Here is a 19,923-nt window from a genome sequence, read left to right on the forward strand (position 1 = left end):
TTTCCGTTCGGGTGCGTGGCTCGTGGCGCTGGTACGGGCGCGGGCGCGGGCGCGGCGGGGCTCCGCGTCACCGGGGGCCGGCCGTCCCGCATCGGAACGGCTGTCACCGAACGTAACTCACCCCTCTGACAGCAGCGTTGCCGGGCGCGCTGCGCGTGCCGCCCCGGGCCGGAGCGGCCGGTGGGCTCCGGCCCGGGGCGGACGGTCGGACAGGGCCGGCCGGACAGAGGGCCGGCCCGGCGGCCCCGGGAGCCGCTAGAGGGAGGTGCGGAACGGCCCGGTCACCTCATAGGTGATCCCGCCGCTGCTGGTGCCGCTGGTGCCGCGCTGCGAGGAGAAGTAGAGCCGGTTCCCGGCCGGGTTGAAGGCCGGGCCGCAGATCTCCGAGGAGGACTGGTTGGTGACCCGCAGGAACGGCGCCACCACATCGTCCGGGGTGATGATGCAGATCTCCATGTTGCCGCCGTCCTCGGCGACATAGAGGTCCCCGGCCTGGGCGCCGGTGATGTTGTCCACGCCGGTGAGCGGCGGGCTGGAGGTGAGGTTGTCGTCGTAGGCGATGGCCAGGGTGTTGTTGACCGCGTCGTAGGCCCACACCCGGTTGTCGCCCTTGGTGGTGAAGAAGCAGGTGCCGGAGGTGTAGTAGCAGCCCTCGCCGCCGCTGAACTTCCTGGTGCCCGGGACCTGCTTGCGGGTGCGGGTGGGCGAGCCGTCCGGGTCGGGGACGTCTGCCCAGCTCAGGCCGGAGCCGGTCTCGCGCAGCACCTGGAGGGTGCCGGAGGAGAGGTTGCCCCAGGTGTCCGGGATGAAGCGGTAGAAGGCGCCGTCGCTCTCGTCCTCGGTGAGGTAGATGACCTTGCGGTCGGGGTCGCAGGCCGCGGCCTCGTGCTTGAACCGGCCCATGGCGGCGCGGCGGACGGCCGGGTTGTTGCCGTAGGGGTCGGTCTCGTAGACATAGCCGCGGTCCACCTCCTCGCAGGACAGCCAGGTGTTCCAGGGGGTCGCGCCGCCCGCGCAGTTCCGGTTGGTGCCGGAGAGGATGTTGTAGGCCCCGGTGATGGAGGCGCTGCTGTTGAAGCGGACGGCGCTGACACCGCCGCCTCCGCTGCCCAGTTCGGCGTTGGAGACATAGATCCAGCCGCTGCCGTCGGGGAAGCAGGCGCCGCCGTCCGGGGCGCCGTGCCAGGTGTAGCCGGTGGCGGCGACGGTCTGGGTGGAGCGGGCTATCACCCGGCTGGTGAAGCCGGACGGCAGCCTGATCCCGTTGGCGTCGGCGGCCTGGAGCGAGCCGTAGGGGCTGGGCCCGGTCTGGGCGGGGTAGCCGAGGGCCTCGCGGCTCATGGTGAAGCCGAAGGCCACCGCGCCGGTGCCGATGACCGCACTGCGGAGAAGAGAACGACGGTCCACTGCTGGCTCCTTTGGGTTCCAAGGAGGCGGCGGAGGTGCCGACGGGGAGCGGCACCTCCGGAGGTCACCGGAAGATTAGGAATCGCGCACCGCTCCGACCAGGCGTTATGTCATGAACACCTCATGTCTCCCAGGCGTCGCCAAGGCGACAGCGGAGGGTAACTGCCCAGCGACATGTCCCTTACATGAACCCCCGGCGAACACTGTGAAATCACCACAAGACACTCAAACCGGATGTTCCGCTCACGGTTCCGCTCACGGTTCCGCTCACTGACCGGCCCACCGTCCCGCCCACGGATTCACCCGTCCGCATCGCCGGGCGGGATGCGGGTACCCGCCCCGCTCCCCGTCCCCGAGCGAGCGAAAGGACGGCGCGCCATGAAGGCCGTGGTCTGGCGAGGCAAGCGCGATGTCCGGGTGGAGGACGCGCCCGACCCCGTGATCCAGGAACCCACCGACGCGGTGGTACGCGTCACCTCCACCGGCCTGTGCGGCTCCGACCTGCATCTCTACGAAGTGCTCTCACCCTTTATGGCACCGGGGGACATCCTCGGCCATGAACCGATGGGCATCGTCGAGGAGACCGGCCCGGAGGTCGGGCACCTGGCCCCGGGCGACCGCGTGGTCATGCCGTTCAACATCTCCTGCGGCCACTGCTTCATGTGCGAGCGCGGCCTCCAGACCCAGTGCGAGACCACCCAGGTCCGGGACCAGAACTCCGGCGCGGCCCTGTTCGGCTACACCAAGCTGTACGGCCGGGTGCCCGGCGGCCAGGCCGAGTATCTGCGCGTGCCGCAGGCCCATTACGGACCGGTCAAGGTCCCGGAGGGCATCCCCGACGACCGCTACCTCTTCCTCTCCGACGTCCTGCCCACCGCCTGGCAGGCCGTCGACTACGCCGACGTGCCCAAGGGCGGCACCCTGGCGGTCCTCGGCCTCGGCCCGATCGGCGAGATGGCCTGCCGGATCGCCCTGCTCCAGGGCGCGGAGCAGGTGATCGGCATCGACCTGGTCCCGGAACGGCTGGCCCGCGCCCGCACCCGCGGCGTCGACGCCCTGGACCTGACCGCCCACGACGACATCGCCGCCGCCGTCCGGGAACGCACCGAAGGGCGCGGCGCGGACTCGGTGATCGACGCGGTCGGCATGGAGGCACACGGCAGCACGGCCGGCAAGCTCATCCAGAACATGGGCGGCCTGCTGCCCGGCAAGCTCGCCGAGAAGGTCATCGCCAAGGCCGGCGTGGACCGGCTCTCCGCGCTCTACCTGGCCATCGACATGGTCCGCCGCGGCGGCACCATCTCCCTCTCCGGCGTCTACGGCGGCATGACCGACCCGCTGCCGATGATGACCCTGTTCGACAAGCAGATCCAGCTCCGCATGGGCCAGGCCAACGTCAAACGCTGGGTCCCCGAGATCCTCCCCCTCCTCAGCGACGACGACCCCCTCGGCACCGAGACCTTCGCCACCCACCACCTCCCCCTGGCCGAGGCCCCCCACGCCTACGAGATCTTCCAGCAGAAACAGGACGGCGCCATCAAGATCGTCCTCAAGCCCTGACGCTGCCGGACGAAGCTCCCCGGAGGCACCCGGCCTCAGGTACGCCGAGCTGGAAGCCCCGTCTGTGCCATTTTCAGAGGTCCGCGACGGAGCCTGAACCCGCAGGCCCGCCACGGGCCTCTTCCCGCACTCCGATCCCGCGCCCCCGGTCCCCCGCGGCCGGACCGAGGCCGGCCGCCAGAGTTCCCGGCGGGCCGGCTCCGCGCGCGCTGGGACCACGACCACCCCCGGTCGGCGGCAAGGCCGTCGAGGGCGTGAAGGGTTGAGCGGGACGGGTCGGCAGCAGGGCGGGGCGGGTAGCCTTCGGGCGCACGGATGAGCGAAAGACTGGGGTGGGTGATGACGGTGACAGCGCGACGGGCGGCCGGCGCGGCCGTGGCGGCGGTGGTGCTGGGGGCCACGCTGGCCGGGTGCGCGGAGTTCGAGGAGGGGTCGGCCGAGGGCACGGCCACCCACGACAGCGGCGGCGGCAGCCAGGATGCGGGCGGTGCGGGGGACGGCGGGCCGGAGTTCTCCGGTCTGCTGCCCGGCCTGCCGACGGTCGCCGAGGGCCGGGACATGCTGGCAGCGCTTGCCGTCGCCGACGAGCGGCCGATGACCGGATACTCCCGGGAGGAGTTCCCGCACTGGAGCGAGCAGGACGGCTGCACCGCCCGGCAGGTGGTGCTGCTGCGCAGCGGCAAAGACGTGCAGACCGGCGACGACTGCCAGCCGGACAGCGGCGAGTGGTACAGCGTCTACGACGGCGAGACCCTCACCAGCGCCCGGGAGGTGGACATCGACCACATGGTTCCGCTGGCCGCCGCCTGGCGTTCGGGCGCCGACGAGTGGGACGAGGAGCGGCGCGAGGCGTTCGCCAACGACCTGGAGAATCCCCAGCTCATCGCGGTCAGCGCGGCCTCCAACCGGTCCAAGGGCGACCAGGACCCGGCCGACTGGCAGCCCGCCGAGGCGTTCTGGTGCGAATACGGCCTGGCCTGGACGGCGGTCAAGCACACCTACGGCCTGACCGTCCATGAGGACGAGCGGGACATGCTCGGCAAGATGCTGGACACCTGCGGCTGACGGGCCCGCGGCCCCCGCCACGCCATGCCGCGCCGCGCCGCGAATTGGCCGGCGATTGGTCTTGTCCTCTTGGTCTGTGCCAATTCTTCGATTGCGCGGACCGGCGGGGAAACGGAATACCGGAGGGACTCCCCCGCATCCTTCGCAGCCGGGAAGGCAGCGGCCGGTACGCGCTTACTGCCGTGGCCGGTAGTTCTCGGCCTTGTCCAGAATCGCCGTGAAGCGGGCCCATTGCTCGGCCGCTTCCCGCGTGGGACCGACGGTGAAGTCCTCCGGATCGAGGAAATGCAGCCGTTCCCGCGTGGCCGGGTCCAGATCCAGCCACGCCGCCTCATCCTGCGGTGACCGCGCCACAGTCGTTGCACACCCAGTTGCCGTTGTTGAGCTTTCGCCCGTTACCAGAACCACATGATGGACACTGCACCAGAGCCCACCCCCCCGTGGACAACCCGCTGAGCTGCTGGGGGGACCGACTGTAGCGCGCAAGGCGCCGGTTAGGCAGTCCTCGGGGGCGCGGCGCGACGGTACCCGCGAGTTTGTAACCGTCGCGACACGCGCCCCGCCCGAGAACCGCATTCCTGTTTACCCCAGACGGAGAAGTCTCGCGCCCGGCCCCGGCTCGGTGAGATCGTTTTCCAGGGCGATCGGCACTTCGACCGCTCCTGTCCCGTCCCCCACGGTGAGCGAGCCCACCACCGTGCCGGCCTCGGCCGTGCCGGGCAGTTCCCCGTCCTTTCCGGCGAGTTCGATCTCCACCTCCAGCCCGGACCAGCCGACCGCCCGGACGTCTTCGGTGACCGTCACCGGCGTCCGGCCGCCGAGGCCGTCGTCCACATGTCCGACGACGTCTCCGGCGGAGAGGATGGTCTCGCTCAGCAACTGCTGCTGGGCGAACTTCATCAGCTCGTCGCCCGCCAGCACGGCACCGGTGCGGATGGAGTTGTCGGACGGGTGCGGCGGCTGGGCCAGCACCGCGCCGACGATCAGCCGGCTCTCGCCCGCCGCCTCCTGCCGGGCGGCGAAGAGGAAGTTGCCGCCGGAGGCGGTGCGGCTGCCGGTCTTGATGCCGACCACGCCGCCGACCGGCACCAGGAAATTCCCGTTCCGGTGCACATTGCCGTACTGGTCGGTGTATTCGGAAAGGGTGACGATCTGCCGCAGGACCGGGTTCTCCATGGCCGCCCGGCCCAGCTTGACCAGGTCCTCGGCGGTGGAGACGGAGCCCAGGTCGAAACCGCTGGGGTCGGTGAAGGTGGTGTTCGTCATGCCCAGTTCGGCGGCGGCGTCGTTCATCTTCCGCACAAACGCCTCCTGCGAGCCGGAGTCCCAGCGGGCCAGCAGCCAGGCGATGTTGTTGCCGGAGGCGATCATCAGCGCCTGAAGCGCCTCCCGCTGGGTGAGGGTGTCGCCGGCCTGGACCGGCACCACCGAATCGCCCCGGGTCTCGCCCAGGCCGAAGTCCTCCTCGGCCTGTTCGTCGACCGGAATTTGGGCACCGTCCTCATCGGTCTTCATCGGATGATCGCGCAGGATGACATACGCGGTCATGGTCTTGGTGACGCTGGCGATCGGGACCGGCACCTGCTCGCCGAAGGTGCCGAACGAGCCGATGCCGTCCACATCCAGCGCGGCCTGGCCGGTTTCGGGCCACGGCACGGCCGGGGTCTCGCCCTCGAAGGTGAAGGATTCCTCGGCGGTCAGGGTCAGGGCCGGCTCGGGCAGCGGACGCACCCACTGGACCACGGTGAGCGCGATCAGCAGCAGCAGGACGAGCGGGGTCCAGATCTTGATGCGCCGGGCGAGGGTGCGCAGCGGGCCGGGCCTGGGCGCCGGACGGTTGGTCAGCTCGGCGAGCAGCGCGAGCGGGTTGTCGACCGGCTTCAGTTCCGGCTTGTAGTCCGGCCGGGGCCGGGACTCCGGCTGCGGCTCCGGTTGCGGCTCCGGCCGCGGCAGGGGCTGCGGCCGGGGCGGTTCGGTCGCGGGGGCCGGCTTCCGCTCCGGTGCGGGCGGCGCGGCGGACGGCTTGGGCGGCGGCACCGCCAGACGGGGGTCCTGGACCGGCCGGGACGGCGGGGCCGGAGGGGCTTCCTCCGTCTTTCCGCGGCCCTGTGGCGGCCCCGTGGGGTTTTCCCGCTTCGGCGGCGCCGCGGGGCGCTCAGGAGCCCGCTGCGGCGTTTCGGCGGGCAGCCGCAGGGCGGTGGTCGCCCGGTCGCCCCTCTCCCTCGGCTCCTCCGGCGTCTCCGGCTCCTCCGGTACCTCGGGTTCCGCCGGCTCCTCCGGTCCCTCGGGCGCGGCGGGCAGCCGCAGCACGGCGGTGCCCTGGTCGGGGCCGTGCTCCGGCGGTCCGGCCGGTGCGTCCGGCTCGCCCGGGGCGCCGTCCTCGGGGCTCCCGGAAGGCTCGGGGGCGGCCGGGGGTCCGGACGAGGCCGGTTCGGCATCCTCCCGGATCCGCAGAGCGGTGGTACCGGTGTCCCCGGACATCAGCGGGATGGCGAGCACCGACTCCCCGTCCGTCTCGTCCACACCACGTGTCGCCCGGCCGGCCGCGGCGGGCGCGACGGCGACGGGCTCGTCGCCGGGGTCCGCGGGTTCCGGCCGGTCACTCTCCGCTGCCGCGGGCAGGGCCGGGGCTTCCTCGGTGATCTCGTCCCCGTTCCCGTCCCCGTTCCCGTCCCCCTCACCGTGCTCGTCCCCGTGCTCGTCCCCGTGCGTGTCCCCGTCCCGGCTCTCGCCGGTGCCTGCCCCGGATTCCGGGGCGGGTGCCGCCTCCCCTGCCTCCCTTGCGGCCTTTGCCGCCTTTGTTGCGCCCACGAGATCGGAGAGCCGCATCATCGTCGTCGAATCGTTACCCGGCCCGCCGTCGTCATTTCCGGCCGGCCCGGCCGCCGCGCCGGCGGCGGCCTCGGACCGCCGCAGCGTCGTTGTCTCCTGGTCAGGCGTATTGCCGGCGCTCATTTCCGCGCTCGTCTCCCCCGCATCGTCCCCGTGTACGGCCACGCCCGAGGGAACCATCTCCCGCCCTTCGGACGTCTTCTCCGGTGACTGCCTTTGCTCCCGATCGCGTTCCGAAGTGTCCGGGGACCGGCCCGCCACTCCTGCCTCCCTCATTGCTGGTCCAAGGGCATTGCGCCGCTATCAGTGTGCCGGGTTCACGGCACCCGGCCGCGCAGGCCCCAAGCGGGTGGGAAACCCGCCATCCAGAGAGACAGGACGACAACGACATATCTACGGGTTCCATTACGAAACGAACACGCGCTCTCGACAGATGTCTGTGAGAGGCGTCACCCTGTCTTTCATCCACGCGGGGAGGCATGGATGGGCAGGAGTCGTAGAACCATTCCGGAGGAGCTGCTGCTGCTCGCTCTGGACCCGGCCACGGGTACCACTGCACAGCCGCAGTCCCTTGATCTCGGTCTTGCCGGGGCACAGCTCGTGGAGCTCGCTCTGGCGGGACGAATAGCCCCTGACGGCGATCGCATCGTGGTGGTACTGCCACGGCCGACAGGGGATCCGACACTCGACTGTGCGCTGGAGCTGCTGCGCAGGCGCGGCGCTCCGGTACGCGCGGTCAACTGGATCGGCGGTCCACGGCTCGGACTGCGCCAGACCTATCTGGCGCACCTGGAGCGCTGCGGCATGGTGCACGCCGTGGAGAGCCAGATGTGCGGCGTGCTGCCGACGACCCGGTACCAGGCGACGGACACCGAGGTCAGCAGGCAGATCAAGGCGCGTCTGGACACCGCGATCCGCACCGGTACCCCACCGGACGCACGCACCGCGGCGCTGGCCGCCCTGGCCCACGCGGTCGGGCTGGGCAAGCATCTCTACCCGGGCAACGAGGGCCGCTCGTCCCGGTCCCGGCTGCGGGATCTGATCCGGCACGACCCGATGGGCGGCCTCGTGGCGCATGCCGTGATGGATGTCCAGAACGGTGTGGCGGGCCAGGCCCGGCGTCCGGCGGCGGCAGCGGCACCCGGCGGCGGCAACGGGGCGCGGTCCCGCAGGCCGGCCGCGCCCGCTCCGGCGGCGGCGGTGGCGCCTTCGGGCGCCGGGCACCGGGTGCGCAAGCCGCAGCCGGTGCCGGACCCGCGGCGGCGGCTGGAGGTGGCGCGGGCCTCGGCCCGGTCGTCCTCCGGGCTGACCTCCGGGCTGACCGGGCTGCGGGGCTGACACCGCGATCCACGGCAGACCACCGGCGGCGATCGCCGCCCGGGCCGGCCGCTCCGGCACGGGCGGGCGGTGGCCGCCGGACGGGTCGCGCTTGCGGAGCGCATGTCTGCGGAGCAGGGCAACGGCCGGGCAGAATATGGCCGTTGCCCTACCCCGCGCTTGCGCCCGGGCACCCTCTGTTGTCATTCTCCAGCGCAGAGCGGCTGTTGATGGCAGGCTTGCTGCTTGCGGCAGTCACACGGTTCTGGGCAGTGAATCGACGGAGGTGCACGGTCCGTGGCGGCAAACGTCAATCCCACGGTGCGGCGGCGGAGGCTGGGCCAGGAGCTGCGCAGGCTCCGGGAAGAGCGGCAGATGACGGCCGAGGAGGTCGCCGAGCGGCTGCTGGTCTCGCAGTCCAAGATCAGCCGGCTGGAGAACGGCAGACGCAGCATAAGTCCGCGTGATGTGCGCGATCTGTGCGGCGTCTACGACGTCAAGGACCGCAAGCTGGTGGAGTCCTTGATGCAGATGGCCAAGGAGTCGCGGCAGCAGGGCTGGTGGCACGCGTTCGCCGAGCTCTCCCCCACCTACAGCGTCTACATAGGACTGGAGACCGAGGCGGCCTCGCTGCGGATCTATGAGCCGCAGGTGGTGCCGGGTCTGCTCCAGACCGAGGACTACGCGCGGGCGGTGATCCGGGGCGCGCTGCCGGAGATCGCCGAGGAGGACGCGGACCGCAGGGTCCAGGTGCGGATGCGGCGGCAGCAGCGGGTGCACGAGACCCGCAATCCGCTGCGGCTGTGGGCGGTGGTGGACGAGGCGGCGCTGCGCCGCATGGTCGGCGGTGCCGCGGTGATGTCCGCCCAGTTGAAACATCTGGTGGAGGTCTCCCGGCTGCCGCATGTCACGCTCCAGGTGATGCCGTTCTCCTGCGGCGCGCATCCCGGGCTGAACGGCCAGTACGCGATTCTGGAGTTCCCGGACTCGGCGGATTCCTCGGTCATCTATCTGGAGGGGGTCACCAGTGACCTCTATCTGGAGAAGGCCAACGATGTGCAGCACTACAGCGTGATGTACGAGCATCTGCGCGCCGAGGCGCACAGCCCGGAGCAGACCCGCGATTTCATCGCCGAGATGATCAAGGAGTACACCGTCGCCTAGGGCCTCCGCGGGCCGGACGGCCGCGCCGCCGGAGACCGCCGTCGACGGGGCCCGGCCGGGAAATCCGCATAGGTTACAGGTCTTGGGTAAACATATCCAGAACCGCCTCCATCCATCGCCCGGTTGAGTGATGGATCTCACCGTCTGGGCCACCTGGCTAGTACGGTCACGCCCACACACCGCCGCATGAGCGGGCGTGCAGTACACGGGAAAGGCCAGTGGCACTCATGGCAATGCAGCAGGGCAAGACGCACAGATGGCAGAAGTCCTCCTATTCGGGCGGCAATGGCGCCTGTCTGGAGGTCAGGTCTCCAAACGACGAGACCTTTCTGGTGCGTGACTCCAAGGTTCCGGCGGGGGCACGGCTGGGCTTCCGACCGGTCTCCTGGGAGGTGTTCGTCGCAGCCGCCGGCCGGGGCGCGCTGACCGGCGGCGCCCAGGGCTGACTCGGCCTGCCGCCGACCGTTCCGGCGGCCGGCGGCAGCACCCGCAGCGGTCCCGGCGGGGCAACGGCCCGGCGCGGCAACGGCCCAGCGGGGCAACGGCCGTCACGAAGGGTCACCGGACGGGGGTCACAGGCGGCGGGGGTAGCGTTCCAGCCACGCGGGGGACGCCCGCCCGGGGCTGTGCAGCGCCGGCCCCTGGGTCATCTCCATGGCGAAGTCGTCGGCCAGCTCCAGGATGGTGGCCCGGCCCTCCAGCCCGGCCAGCAGATCGGGCGGCAGCGCGGTCTCCCCGTACATCGCGCCGAGCAGACCGCCGCACACCGCACCGGTGGCATCGGAATCCCCGCCGTGATTGACCGCCAGCAGCAGCCCGTGCCGGACGTCCTCGGCGACCAGGGCGCAGTAGACGCCGATGGCCAGCGCCTCCTCGGCCGTGCGGCCCTCGCCCAGGGAGGCCACCCGTTCGGGGCCGGGCAGGCCCTGCCGGACCGCGCCGAGGGCGCGTTGCAGGGCCTCGGCGGTCTCCTCGTGACCGGCCCGCACGGAGAGCTGGGCCAGGGCCTTCTGCACCGCCGAGTCCAGGTCGTCGCCGCGCACCACGGCGTGCACCACGGCGGCGAAGGCACCGGCCGCCAACTGCCCGGTGGGGTGGCCATGGGTCTGGGCGGCGCACTCCACGCCCATCTGGAACACCAGCCGCGGGTCCCAGCCGGCCAGCAGCCCGAAGGGGGCGGAGCGGGTCACCGTGCCGCAGCCCTTGGAGCCGGGGTTCTTGGGCTTCTCGACGGTGCCCATCACGGCGTCGGCCAGGCCGCTCAGGCAGGCCCGGGCGGGGGCGCGCCGGGCGTAGAGCCATTCCTCGCGGGCCAGCCAGCCGTCCTCGGCGCGCCGCTCGTCCGGTCCCCAGTCGCGCTGGGTGCGGTACCAGCGGCGGTAGGCGGCGTGCACATCGGTGGGCGGGTGCCAGGCACCGGTGTCCCGGCGGACATGGGCGCGGATCAGACCGTCCACGGTGAACAGGGTCAGCTGGGTGTCGTCGGTGACCGCGCCGGTCCGGCCGTAGGCGGGGACATAGCCGGTGACGCCGTCCGGGCCGTACCGCTCGCGGATCGTCTCCAGCGGGTCGGAGGCGATGCCGGCGCCCAGTGCGTCCCCGATGGCGCCGCCGAGCAGACAGCCGCGCACCCGGCTGCGGAACGCCTCCTGCTCCGCCCGCCCCCACAGACCCCCGTCGGCGGTCGGTGCCGTCATCTCGCGCTGCCCCCTTGTCGTCCGGCCCCCGGCCCCCGGCCTCCGGCAATCGTTGGCAGCGTAAGACACCGTCCCGGCCTTCGTCATGAGCCCCCGGGGGGAGGTGTCGGGCACGCACCGTGTGCATCCGGGCACAACCGGGGGGCACCGGGCGCACACCGCCGCGCAGCCGCGCGGTCGACGCCGTCAGTCGGGTGCGGTGAGGGGCAGGAGGGCGGGGAGGCGGCCGTCGGCGGCGAGGGCACGTTCGGCGCGCTCGGCCGGGACCTCGCCGTAGGTGGTGGTGCGCAGCCGGGAGGGCCGGCCGGCCGCCTCGGCGATGGCCCGCAGCTCGGCCACCGAGCGGTGCGAACCGTAACGGGAGCCGGCCATCCGGGAGATGGTCTCCTCCATCAGGGTGCCGCCCAGGTCGTTGGCGCCGCTGCGCAGCATCTCGGCGGCACCCTCGGCACCCAGCTTCACCCAGCTTGTCTGGATATTGGTGATATGCGGATGCAGCAGCAGCCGGGCCATGGCCGTCACCACGCGGTTCTCCCGGGCGGTGGGGCCCGGCCGGGCCAGCCCGGCCAGATACACCGGCGCGTTGGTGTGCACAAACGGCAGGGTCACGAACTCGGTGAAGCCGGCCACCCCCAGTTCCTCGTTCTCCCGCTGCATCCGGGCCAGGGTGCGCAAGTGCCCCAGCCAGTGGCGGGGTTCGTCCACATGCCCGTACATCATGGTGGAGGAGGAGCGCAGGCCCAGCCGGTGCGCGGTGGAGACGACCTCGATCCAGTCGGCCGCGGGCAGCTTGCCCCTGGTGAGCACCCAGCGGACCTCGTCGTCCAGGATCTCCGCGGCCGTGCCCGGGATCGAGTCCAGCCCGGCCTCCTTGGCGGCGGTGAGCCAGTCCCGCACCGAAAGCCCGGTGCGGGCGGCGCCGTTGATCACCTCCATCGGGGAGAAGGCGTGCAGATGGATGCCGGGGACCCGCTCCTTGACCGCCCGGGCGAGGCCGAAGTAGGCGCTGCCGGGCAGATCCGGGTGGATGCCGCCCTGCATGCACACCTCCACCGCGCCCACCTCCCAGGCCTGTTCGGCCCGGTCGGCGATCTGCTCCAGGGAGAGGGTGTAGGCGTCGGCGTCGGTGCGGCGCTGGGCGAAGGCGCAGAACCGGCAGCCGGTGTAGCAGACATTGGTGAAGTTGATGTTCCTGGTGACCACATAGGTCACTTCCTCGCCGACCACCTCGCGGCGCAGCGCGTCGGCGATGCCGCACAGCGCGTCCAGTGCCGGGCCGTCGGCGTGCAGCAGGGCCAGGGCCTGGTCGTCGGTGAGCCGGGCCGGGTCCTCGGCGGCGGTCCGCAGCGCCGCCCGCACCTCGCCGTCCAGCCGCTCCGGGGCGGCGCCGGCGCCGGCGCCGGAAGCACCGGCCCCGGCGCGTTCGCGCAGCGCCTCCCAGTCGCCGTACACCTCGGCGAAGTCGGCCCGGCGGTCGGCGCTGCGGCCGGCGGTGTCGATGGTGCGGTGCAGATCGGTGCGGCCGGAGGCGGTCAGCGGCGCGTCCGGCTCCTGCCAGGGCAGGCCCCGCGGCTCGGCCCCGGCCCTGGCCAGCCCGGTGTCCGGCTCGGCCAGCGCCGTGACATGCGGCAGCAGCCGCGGATCCAGCCAGGGCTCGCCGCGCCGGATGAACTCCGGGTAGACGGTGAGACGTTCCCGCAGGGTGAAGCCGGATGCGGCGGTGCGCTCCGCCAGCCGGTCGATGTGCGGCCAGGGGCGTTCCGGATTGACATGGTCGGGGGTGAGCGGCGAGACCCCGCCCCAGTCGTCGATCCCGGCTCCGATCAGCAGGGCGTACTGCTCCTCCTCGGCCAGATTGGGCGGCGCCTGGATCCGGGCCTCGGGCCCGAGCAGCAGCCGCGCCACGGCGATGGCCGCGGCCAGCTCCTCCGCCCCGGCGTCCGGGGCGCCGCGCATGGCCGTGTCCGGCTTGGCACGGAAGTTCTGCACGATCACCTCCTGGATGCCCCGGTAGGCGCGGGCGACGCGGCGCAGCGCGAACAGCGACTCGGCGCGCTCGGCGAAGGTCTCCCCGATGCCGATCAGCAGCCCGGTGGTGAACGGCACGCTGGAGCGGCCGGCGTCCTCCAGCACCCGCAGCCGCACCGCCGGTTCCTTGTCCGGCGAGCCGTGGTGCGGGCCGCCGGGCTCGGACCACAGCCGGGTGGCGGTGGTCTCCAGCATCATCCCCATGGAGGGCGCCACCGGCTTCAGCCGCTGGAAGTCCGCCCAGCTCAGCACCCCGGGGTTGAGATGCGGCAGCAGGCCCGTCTCCTCCAGCACCCGGATGGCCATGGCCCGCAGATAGTCCAGCGTGGTGGCGTAGCCGTGCGCGTGCAGCCACTCGGCGGCCTCCGGCCAGCGGTCCTCGGGCCGGTCCCCGAGCGTGAACAGGGCTTCCTTGCAGCCGAGTGCCGCGCCGCGGCGGGCGATGTCCAGCACCTCGTCGGGCGTCAGATACGGCTGCCGCCCGGCCGCGCGCAGCTTGCCGGGCACGGTGACGAAGGTGCAGTAGTGGCAGCGGTCCCGGCACAGCCGGGTCAGCGGGATGAACACCTTCCTGGAATAGGTGAGCACCCCGGGACGGCCGGCCGCGGCCAGCCCGGCGTCCCGCACCCGGGCGGCGGACCGGCAGAGCGCGGCCAGATCCTCCCCGGTGGCCCGGAGCAGCACCTCCGCCTCCGCGGCGTCCAGCGCCACCCCGTCCCGCGCCCGGCGCAGAGCGCGTCGCATGGCGGTGGGTGTCGGCCCCGGCACCGGCGGCACCGTGCCCTTTCCCTGCGCGCTGATCGTCATGGACCGAGCATAAGGAAGAGCACGGCAAACATAAGAAAGAGGTGCGACACGCCCGTTGTGCCACCGGGCACACCCGCCCCGGTGGCCGCGTGCACGGCCGGGCTCACTCCCCCCGGAACCGGCGGTCCGCCCCCGGCGTCACGTCTCGGTACCGGAGAGACACGGGACAATGAGCGGTACGAAACGGGTCCACGGCCCCGATGTGCCCGTTGACGTGGACGCACCCTAACGAAATCGGCAGGCACAGGGCAGACTTGCACAAGCGCTCAGGCGCACGCGCGAAAGCAGGTCGGCGCAGAAAGCACAGAGGTATCAGATGACCGACGGTGAGGGGACCTCGGTAGCGGTGCCGGGCCCCCGCGGAGCCACAGCGGACGGAGCCGGTCGGCAGCAGCCCGCCCTGCACTGGTCCGTGCTCGGCCCGGTGCGCATTCGCCTCGGGGAACAGCAGGTCGAGGCAGGCCAGCCCCGCCAGCGTGCGCTGCTGGCCACGCTGCTGCTGCGCGAGGGGCGGACCGCCTCGGCGCAGGAACTCATCGGCGCCCTGTGGGGGGAGGAGCCGCCGCAGCAGGCCAGGGCCGCGCTGCGCACCTACGCCTCGCGGCTGCGCAAGGCGCTCGGCCCACGCGCTGACGCGCTGGTCAGTGAATCCGGCGGCTACGCCCTGCGGCTGGCGCCCGGCGACACCCTGGACACCGCCCAGGTGACGGAGCTGGCCTCGGCGGCCGAGAAGGCCGCGGCCGGAGGTGACCCGCTGCGCGCGCACGCGCTGTACGGCGAGGCGCTGGCACTGTGGGAGAGCGAGCCTCTGACCGCCGTGCCCGGCCCGGACGCCGAGGTGCACCGCAGGCAGTGGGAGGAGCGGCGGCGGGTTCTGCTGGAGCAGCGGCTGGAGAAAGGGCTCCAGGCGGGCCTGCACGCCGAGTCGGTCTCCGAGCTGACCACGCTGACCAATGAGTTCCCGACCAGCGAGCGGTTCCGTGAGCTGCTGATGCTGGCGCTGTACCGGTCCGGCCGGCAGGCCGAGGCGCTGGGGGTGTACGCCGACGCCCGCCGCTATCTGCTCGACGAGCTCGGCGTCGATCCCGGCCCCGAGCTGGCCGAACTTCACCAGCGCATTCTCAACGCCGACGAATCACTGATCATCCGGGCCGAGAACCGCACGTCGGCCGGCCCGACCCCCGTCACCCCGCATCAGCTTCCCGCGGCCGTACCCGACTTCACCGGTCGCAGGGCGTTTGTCGCGGAACTCGGCGAACAGCTCGCCTCGGCCGGCGGCTCGGTGATGGCGCTGTCGGCGGTGGCCGGCATCGGCGGCGTGGGCAAGACCACCCTGGCCGTGCAGGTCGCGCACGCCTGCCGGGACCACTTCCCGGACGGGCAGCTCTACACCGACCTCCAGGGCGCGGGCCAGGACCCGGCCGAACCGGGGGCCGTGCTCGGTGCCTTTCTGCGCGCCCTGGGCGTCTCCGGCTCCGCCATGCCCGACGGGGTGGAGGAGCGCGCCGCGCTCTACCGGTCTCTGCTGGACGGGCGCCGGGTCCTGGCCCTGCTGGACAACGCCCGGGACGCCGCCCAGGTGCGCCCGCTGCTGCCCGGTACCCCCGGCTGCGCCGCCCTGATCACCTCCCGGGTCCGGATGATCGACCTCGCTGGGGCCCATCTGGTGGATCTCGATGTGATGAGCCCGGAGGAGGCGCTGGCGTTCTTCACCCGGATCGTCGGCACCGAGCGGGTGGCCGCCGAGCGGCAGGCCGCCCGTGATGTGGTCGGAGCCTGCGGTTTTCTGCCGCTGGCCATCCGGATCGCCGCCTCCCGGCTGGCCTCCCGCCGCACTTGGACCGTGGCGACCCTGGCCGAGCGCCTCGCCGACGAGCGCCGCCGCCTGGACGAGCTGACCGCCGGAGACCAGGCCGTGGCCGCCACCTTCGAGCTCGGCTACCAGCCGCTCGACCCGGAACAGGCCCGTGCCTTCAGGCTGCTGGGCCTGGCCGACGGCCCCGACATCTCGCTGCCCGCCGCCGCGGCGCTCCTCGACCGCGGCCCGGCCGTTACCGAGGACCTGCTGGAGTCCCTGGTCGACGCCAGCCTGCTGGAATCCGCGGCGCCCGGCCGGTACCGCTTCCACGACCTGGTCCGCCTCTTCGCCCGGGCGCGCGCCGAGCGCGACGAGCAGCCGCCCGCCGAACGCGAGGCCGCCCGGACCCGGCTGCTGGACTTCTACCTGGCCACCGCCGCCACCGTCTACGGGATGCAGCGCCCGGGGGACCGGCTGATCACGCATCTGGAGCCGACGGCCCATCCGGGGCTCCGGTTCACCGACCGGGGCTCGGCGCTGGACTGGCTCTATGCCGAGGGCGAGAACCTGCTGGCCGCGGCCCGCCAGGCGGCCCACCGTCCGGCCACCCTGCGCAAGGCCGCCGATCTGCTGCTGGCCGCCCAGGATCTGGCCGAATCCGGCGTCTGCTCCCATCAGTTCGAGCAGGCCGCGCAGGTGGTGCGCGCGGTGGCGGCGCGGGCCGGCGACGCGCGGGCGCAGGGGCGCGCGGTGTGTGTGCTGGCCCACGGCCACAGCCTGGGCGGCCGGATGGCGGAGGGCAACGCCATGGCCCGGGAAGCCCTGAATCTCGGCGAAGCGGCCGACGATCCGGTGGTGCGGTGCACGGCGGCCAACGATCTGGGCATCATCGCCCACTACCAGGGGCGGCTGGAGGACTCGGCACGCCACTTCGAGCGGGCGCTGGCCGCCTTCCGAGCCGATGAGAACCTGACCGGCCAGGCCAGCGTGCTGACCAATGTGGCACGCATCTACTCCGACCAGGGACTGCTCGACCAGGCGATCGACAGCGCCCGGCACGGGGTGGAGATCTGCATGTCGCTGGGGCTCGCCCTGCGGCTGGCCAACGCGCGTTACTCCCTCGGCATCACGCTGACCAACGGCGGGCGGCCTGAGGAGGCGCTGACCGAACTGCATCTGGCGCTCCGCGGTTTCCGGGACAGCCGGCAGCGGCTCTGGGAAGGGGTCTCGCACTTCCGTATCGCCGAGGCCCATCTCGCCGCCGGACGCCCGGGCGAAGCGGCGAGCCACGCGGAGACCGCCCTGGTGCTGGGCGGCATCGGCGGTGAGTGGCGGCGCGGCACCGTACTCGTGGTGCTGGGCAGGGCGCTGGACGCGCTCGGCCAGACAGACCGGGCCCGCGCCTGCTGGCGGGACGCGCTGGCGGTCTTCGAGGAGCTGGGTTCACCGGAAGTTCCCGTGGTCAGGGAGCTGCTGGGGCTCATGGCCCCGGTTTCGGTGGTGCCCGCCCGCTGACGGAGGCGCGGCCGGGAACCGGCCACTGACCTCCGGCATACTGGCCTGTTCATCAGATGTTTATCGCCGACTGCGAGTCTCCTGCGCAGCATCGCTGGGCTCTGGGGACCAGCAGCCGACAGACCGGCGCCTGTCGCGCCGGAAGCGGGTGAGCCCCGGTGGACACCTGCCTGCTGCCACACCCGAAGAAAGCACAGAGGAGTGACCTTGCCCGAGGAATCGAAGCCGAAGATGCCGCTGACCGAGGACGTGCTCGCCGATCCGGAAGCGTCCACCGACCCGGCCGCCGCCGGAAGCCTGGAGGACCCCCAGGTTCCGACCAAGCCGAAGGGTGACAACCCAGAGCCCGACGATCACTACACCTCCTGATCCGGGAGGACATCGAGCCCAGGAGGCTCGCCCCGCGGTCCGGGGCGAGCCTCCCCGGCATGCGAAGGGCATGCGCACCGCTGTGCCGCCGAGAATGTGCCGCCGACAAGACCACGGGTGGAGGACTCTCACCATGAACCGTTTGCGCGCCACCGTCACCAGTCTGCTCCTCGCCTGCGCCTTGGCGGCGGGGGCGGCCGTCGGCGCCTGGGCGTTGCACGCCGCGACCGGGGACGACCGGGGAACGGAAGTGCTCGCCGACCACTCCACCTCCTGAACTCCCCCCCCGCATCGGGCCGCAACCGGAAACGACGTTTATCGATCGTTTACGGCCGGCTGTCAGACTCGGTGCAACGGGGTCGCCGAGGGGGAACGGCGGCCCGGGGGCGGCCTGTTCGGCGGTCGCGGGGGAACCGCCGAACAGGCCGCCGGCCACGGAGGCCGGTTCCGGTGACGCGGAGGGGACGCCACCGGAACCGGCCTCCTATCGTGCCGCCATGCGTCATGCCGTCAGCCCGCGCCGGATCAGCGGAGTTCACCACGGCACTGGCCACCTTCCGGCAGAACCGGCTGCGCCTGTGGACCGGGATGACCCTCTGCCGGCTGTCCGTGGTCCGTCTCGCCAAGGGCGAGCCCGAGGCGGCGGCGCTGGCCGGGGAATCCCTGTCCACACTGCGGGGAATCGGTGGCGACTGGCGGCGCGCCACGGTTCTGGTCGCGCCCGGCAGAGCCCGCCACGCCCAGGGACGGCTGGAAGCCGCACGAGGCCACTGGGAGGAGGCGTTCGCCCTCTTCGACGAGCTCGGCCACCCCGACGCCCGCGAAGCGGAGGAACTCCTCCAGGGGCTGGGCCCGTGAACCGGCCCGGACCGACGAGCCGCCCCCTGGCGCGGGTCAGTCGGCCCAGGCGGCGAGGATGTCCTGCGGTCCCCACAGCAGCCGTACCGCCGCGCGGTCCACGGCCGTGTGGAGCCCGGAGAGGGAGACCACGACCGGCTCCGTGGTCCCCGGGTCCAACCCGGGCACCTCGGCGGCTCCCCGGCGCAGGGCGGCTAGGTCGTGCTGGTCGAACGGGGTGCCCAGCCACTTCACCGACCCGGCGAAGAACAGTGCACGCGCCACCGGAGCGCGGTCCGCGCCGATCAGATCGATCTCCGGATCGAATCTCCGGTTCCACCAGCCGCCCACCGCTTCGACACCCGGCCAGGGCAGGTCACCCGCCAGCGCAGCGGTCTCCAGCGCTTCCCGCACCAGCGGCTCGACCGCCCGGCCGCGCCAGGCCGTCCAGCGCCGCCGGATGAGCCGGAACGCGGCTTCCGGACGGCCGCGCCGGGTCTGTTCCTGGGCCCCGCGCAGGGCCGCCAGATAGAGCCGGAGGTTGCTGTCGGCCACCCGGTACAGGGCCGGGCGGCCCGGACGGGTGGACAGCGGGCTGTCCACCGCCAGCACCCGCTTGTCCTGGGTCAGCCGGCGCAGCAGGGGTGAGAGCACACCGGACGGCAGTGCCCCTTCGCGCCCCCCGGCCGCCGCCGCGATGGTGGCATGCGTCCGTTCGCCGCTGCCGACTGCCTCCAGTACGCGCCTGGCCTGGTCGGGCGCCGGGAATTCGGCCAGCAGCGCGGACTCGGGGACGCCGAAGAGCGGCGAGGCCGGGTCGGCACACTCGGCCTCCATGAAGTCCAGCGGCGGGGTGCCCGGCGGCCAGGCGCGGATGATGCCGGGCAGCCCGCCGGTGACCAGATGGGCGTCAAGGACGTCGGCCGCGGGGAGGTCCAGGGCGGCCCCGGTCTCCGCCGGATTGAGCGGGCCCAGCACCAGGTTGTCCGCCCGGCCGTGGAAGGGCCGCTCGTAGGCGGTGAGCCGTTCCATCATGTGGAGGTCGCTGCCGAGCAGCAGGAGCAGCACCGGACGGGAGGACAGCAGCCGGTCCCAGGCCGTCTGCAGGGCACCGTCGAACACCGGGTCCTGCTCCGCAAGCCAGGGCAGTTCGTCGAGCACCACAATGCTCGGCCGATCCGGCAGGACGGCACTCAGCACCCGGAAGGCGTCGGCCCAGTCGGCCACCGGCCCGGCCGGGATGCTCTCCCGGTCGGCGGGCAGCGTCGACTCCCGTACCTCGGCCAGGAACGCGGCGACGCCCTCCACCGGGGAGGCCCCCTTGGTCGCGGCGTAGAAGACATACGGCGCCCCGGCCCGGTCGCAGAACTCCTGGACGAGCCGTGACTTCCCCACCTGGCGCCGCCCCCGGATGGCCACCGCCACCCCCTGCCCGGTCCTGGCCACTCGCTCCAGGCGTTTGCCCAGCAGCCTCAGCTCTGCCGCACGCCCGATGAAGGACTCCACCTTCCCTCCGATCTATGTAGA

General features: G+C 72.6%; 15 protein-coding genes. 9 read left to right on the forward strand and 6 right to left on the reverse strand.

Annotated features, from left to right (window positions below; genetic code table 11):
* Positions 1-255 precede the first annotated feature (255 nt).
* On the reverse strand, positions 256-1,407 hold the full coding sequence (locus tag BM242_RS05935; protein WP_093837588.1) for an alkaline phosphatase PhoX: 1,152 nt from the start codon (positions 1,405-1,407) through the stop codon (positions 256-258).
* 378 nt (positions 1,408-1,785) lie between these two features.
* Between BM242_RS05935 and BM242_RS05940 the strand changes: the two genes are divergently transcribed.
* Both BM242_RS05940 and BM242_RS05945 read left to right on the forward strand, forming a co-directional pair.
* Entirely contained in the window at positions 1,786-2,967 is a 1,182-nt protein-coding gene (locus BM242_RS05940) for a zinc-dependent alcohol dehydrogenase (protein ID WP_093837589.1), read from the forward strand.
* 339 nt (positions 2,968-3,306) lie between these two features.
* Positions 3,307-4,032 (forward strand): HNH endonuclease family protein, encoded by a 726-nt coding sequence (locus BM242_RS05945; protein ID WP_093837590.1) that lies wholly within the window; start codon positions 3,307-3,309, stop codon positions 4,030-4,032.
* 174 nt (positions 4,033-4,206) lie between these two features.
* Here the strand turns inward: BM242_RS05945 and BM242_RS05950 are convergent, their stop codons facing one another.
* Positions 4,207-4,386, reverse strand: a complete 180-nt coding sequence (locus BM242_RS05950) for a hypothetical protein (protein WP_093837591.1) — start codon at positions 4,384-4,386, stop codon at positions 4,207-4,209.
* 228 nt (positions 4,387-4,614) lie between these two features.
* A complete protein-coding gene (locus tag BM242_RS05955; RefSeq protein WP_175541287.1) occupies positions 4,615-6,987 on the reverse strand; it encodes a D-alanyl-D-alanine carboxypeptidase in 2,373 nt (790 codons plus the stop codon).
* A gap of 360 nt (positions 6,988-7,347) precedes the next feature.
* On the opposite strand from BM242_RS05955, the gene BM242_RS05960 reads away from it, so the two are divergent.
* From BM242_RS05960 to BM242_RS05970, 3 genes are all read left to right on the forward strand, one after another.
* Complete coding sequence (locus tag BM242_RS05960) at positions 7,348-8,202, forward strand: GOLPH3/VPS74 family protein (RefSeq protein WP_093837593.1); 855 nt, start codon at positions 7,348-7,350, stop codon at positions 8,200-8,202.
* Positions 8,203-8,478: 276 nt separating this feature from the next.
* On the forward strand, positions 8,479-9,345 hold the full coding sequence (locus BM242_RS05965) for a helix-turn-helix domain-containing protein (RefSeq protein ID WP_093837594.1): 867 nt from the start codon (positions 8,479-8,481) through the stop codon (positions 9,343-9,345).
* A 227-nt stretch (positions 9,346-9,572) separates the two neighbouring features.
* Positions 9,573-9,791: a DUF397 domain-containing protein gene (locus tag BM242_RS05970; RefSeq protein ID WP_093837595.1), complete on the forward strand. Its 219-nt coding sequence runs from the start codon at positions 9,573-9,575 to the stop codon at positions 9,789-9,791.
* A 126-nt stretch (positions 9,792-9,917) separates the two neighbouring features.
* On the opposite strand, the gene BM242_RS05975 is transcribed toward BM242_RS05970, so the two are convergent.
* On the reverse strand, positions 9,918-11,042 hold the full coding sequence (locus BM242_RS05975) for an ADP-ribosylglycohydrolase family protein (protein ID WP_093837596.1): 1,125 nt from the start codon (positions 11,040-11,042) through the stop codon (positions 9,918-9,920).
* A 186-nt stretch (positions 11,043-11,228) separates the two neighbouring features.
* Entirely contained in the window at positions 11,229-13,877 is a 2,649-nt protein-coding gene (locus BM242_RS05980) for a bifunctional FO biosynthesis protein CofGH (protein WP_093837597.1), read from the reverse strand.
* Positions 13,878-14,193: 316 nt separating this feature from the next.
* Between BM242_RS05980 and afsR the strand changes: the two genes are divergently transcribed.
* The 4 genes from afsR (at position 14,194) to BM242_RS05990 (ending at position 18,417) form a co-directional block, all read left to right on the forward strand.
* Positions 14,194-17,190, forward strand: coding sequence for an SARP-family global regulator AfsR (gene afsR, locus BM242_RS05985; protein WP_093837598.1), 2,997 nt, complete (start codon positions 14,194-14,196; stop codon positions 17,188-17,190).
* A gap of 207 nt (positions 17,191-17,397) precedes the next feature.
* Positions 17,398-17,559 carry a hypothetical protein gene (locus tag BM242_RS29225; RefSeq protein WP_175541288.1) on the forward strand — a complete coding sequence of 54 codons (162 nt, stop codon included), beginning with the start codon at positions 17,398-17,400 and terminating at the stop codon, positions 17,557-17,559.
* A 133-nt stretch (positions 17,560-17,692) separates the two neighbouring features.
* Entirely contained in the window at positions 17,693-17,836 is a 144-nt protein-coding gene (locus BM242_RS29230; RefSeq protein WP_175541289.1) for a hypothetical protein, read from the forward strand.
* Between the two features lie 227 nt (positions 17,837-18,063).
* The gene (locus BM242_RS05990) at positions 18,064-18,417 is read left to right on the forward strand and encodes a hypothetical protein (RefSeq protein WP_093837599.1); all 354 of its coding nucleotides are present in this window, start codon (positions 18,064-18,066) and stop codon (positions 18,415-18,417) included.
* A 36-nt stretch (positions 18,418-18,453) separates the two neighbouring features.
* Here BM242_RS05990 and BM242_RS05995 read toward each other — a convergent pair whose 3' ends face one another.
* On the reverse strand, positions 18,454-19,902 hold the full coding sequence (locus BM242_RS05995) for an AAA family ATPase (RefSeq protein ID WP_093837600.1): 1,449 nt from the start codon (positions 19,900-19,902) through the stop codon (positions 18,454-18,456).
* Positions 19,903-19,923: the final 21 nt, after the last annotated feature.

It is taken from the genome of Streptomyces aidingensis, from assembly GCF_900112355.1.
GTDB lineage: Bacteria > Actinomycetota > Actinomycetes > Streptomycetales > Streptomycetaceae > Streptomyces > Streptomyces aidingensis.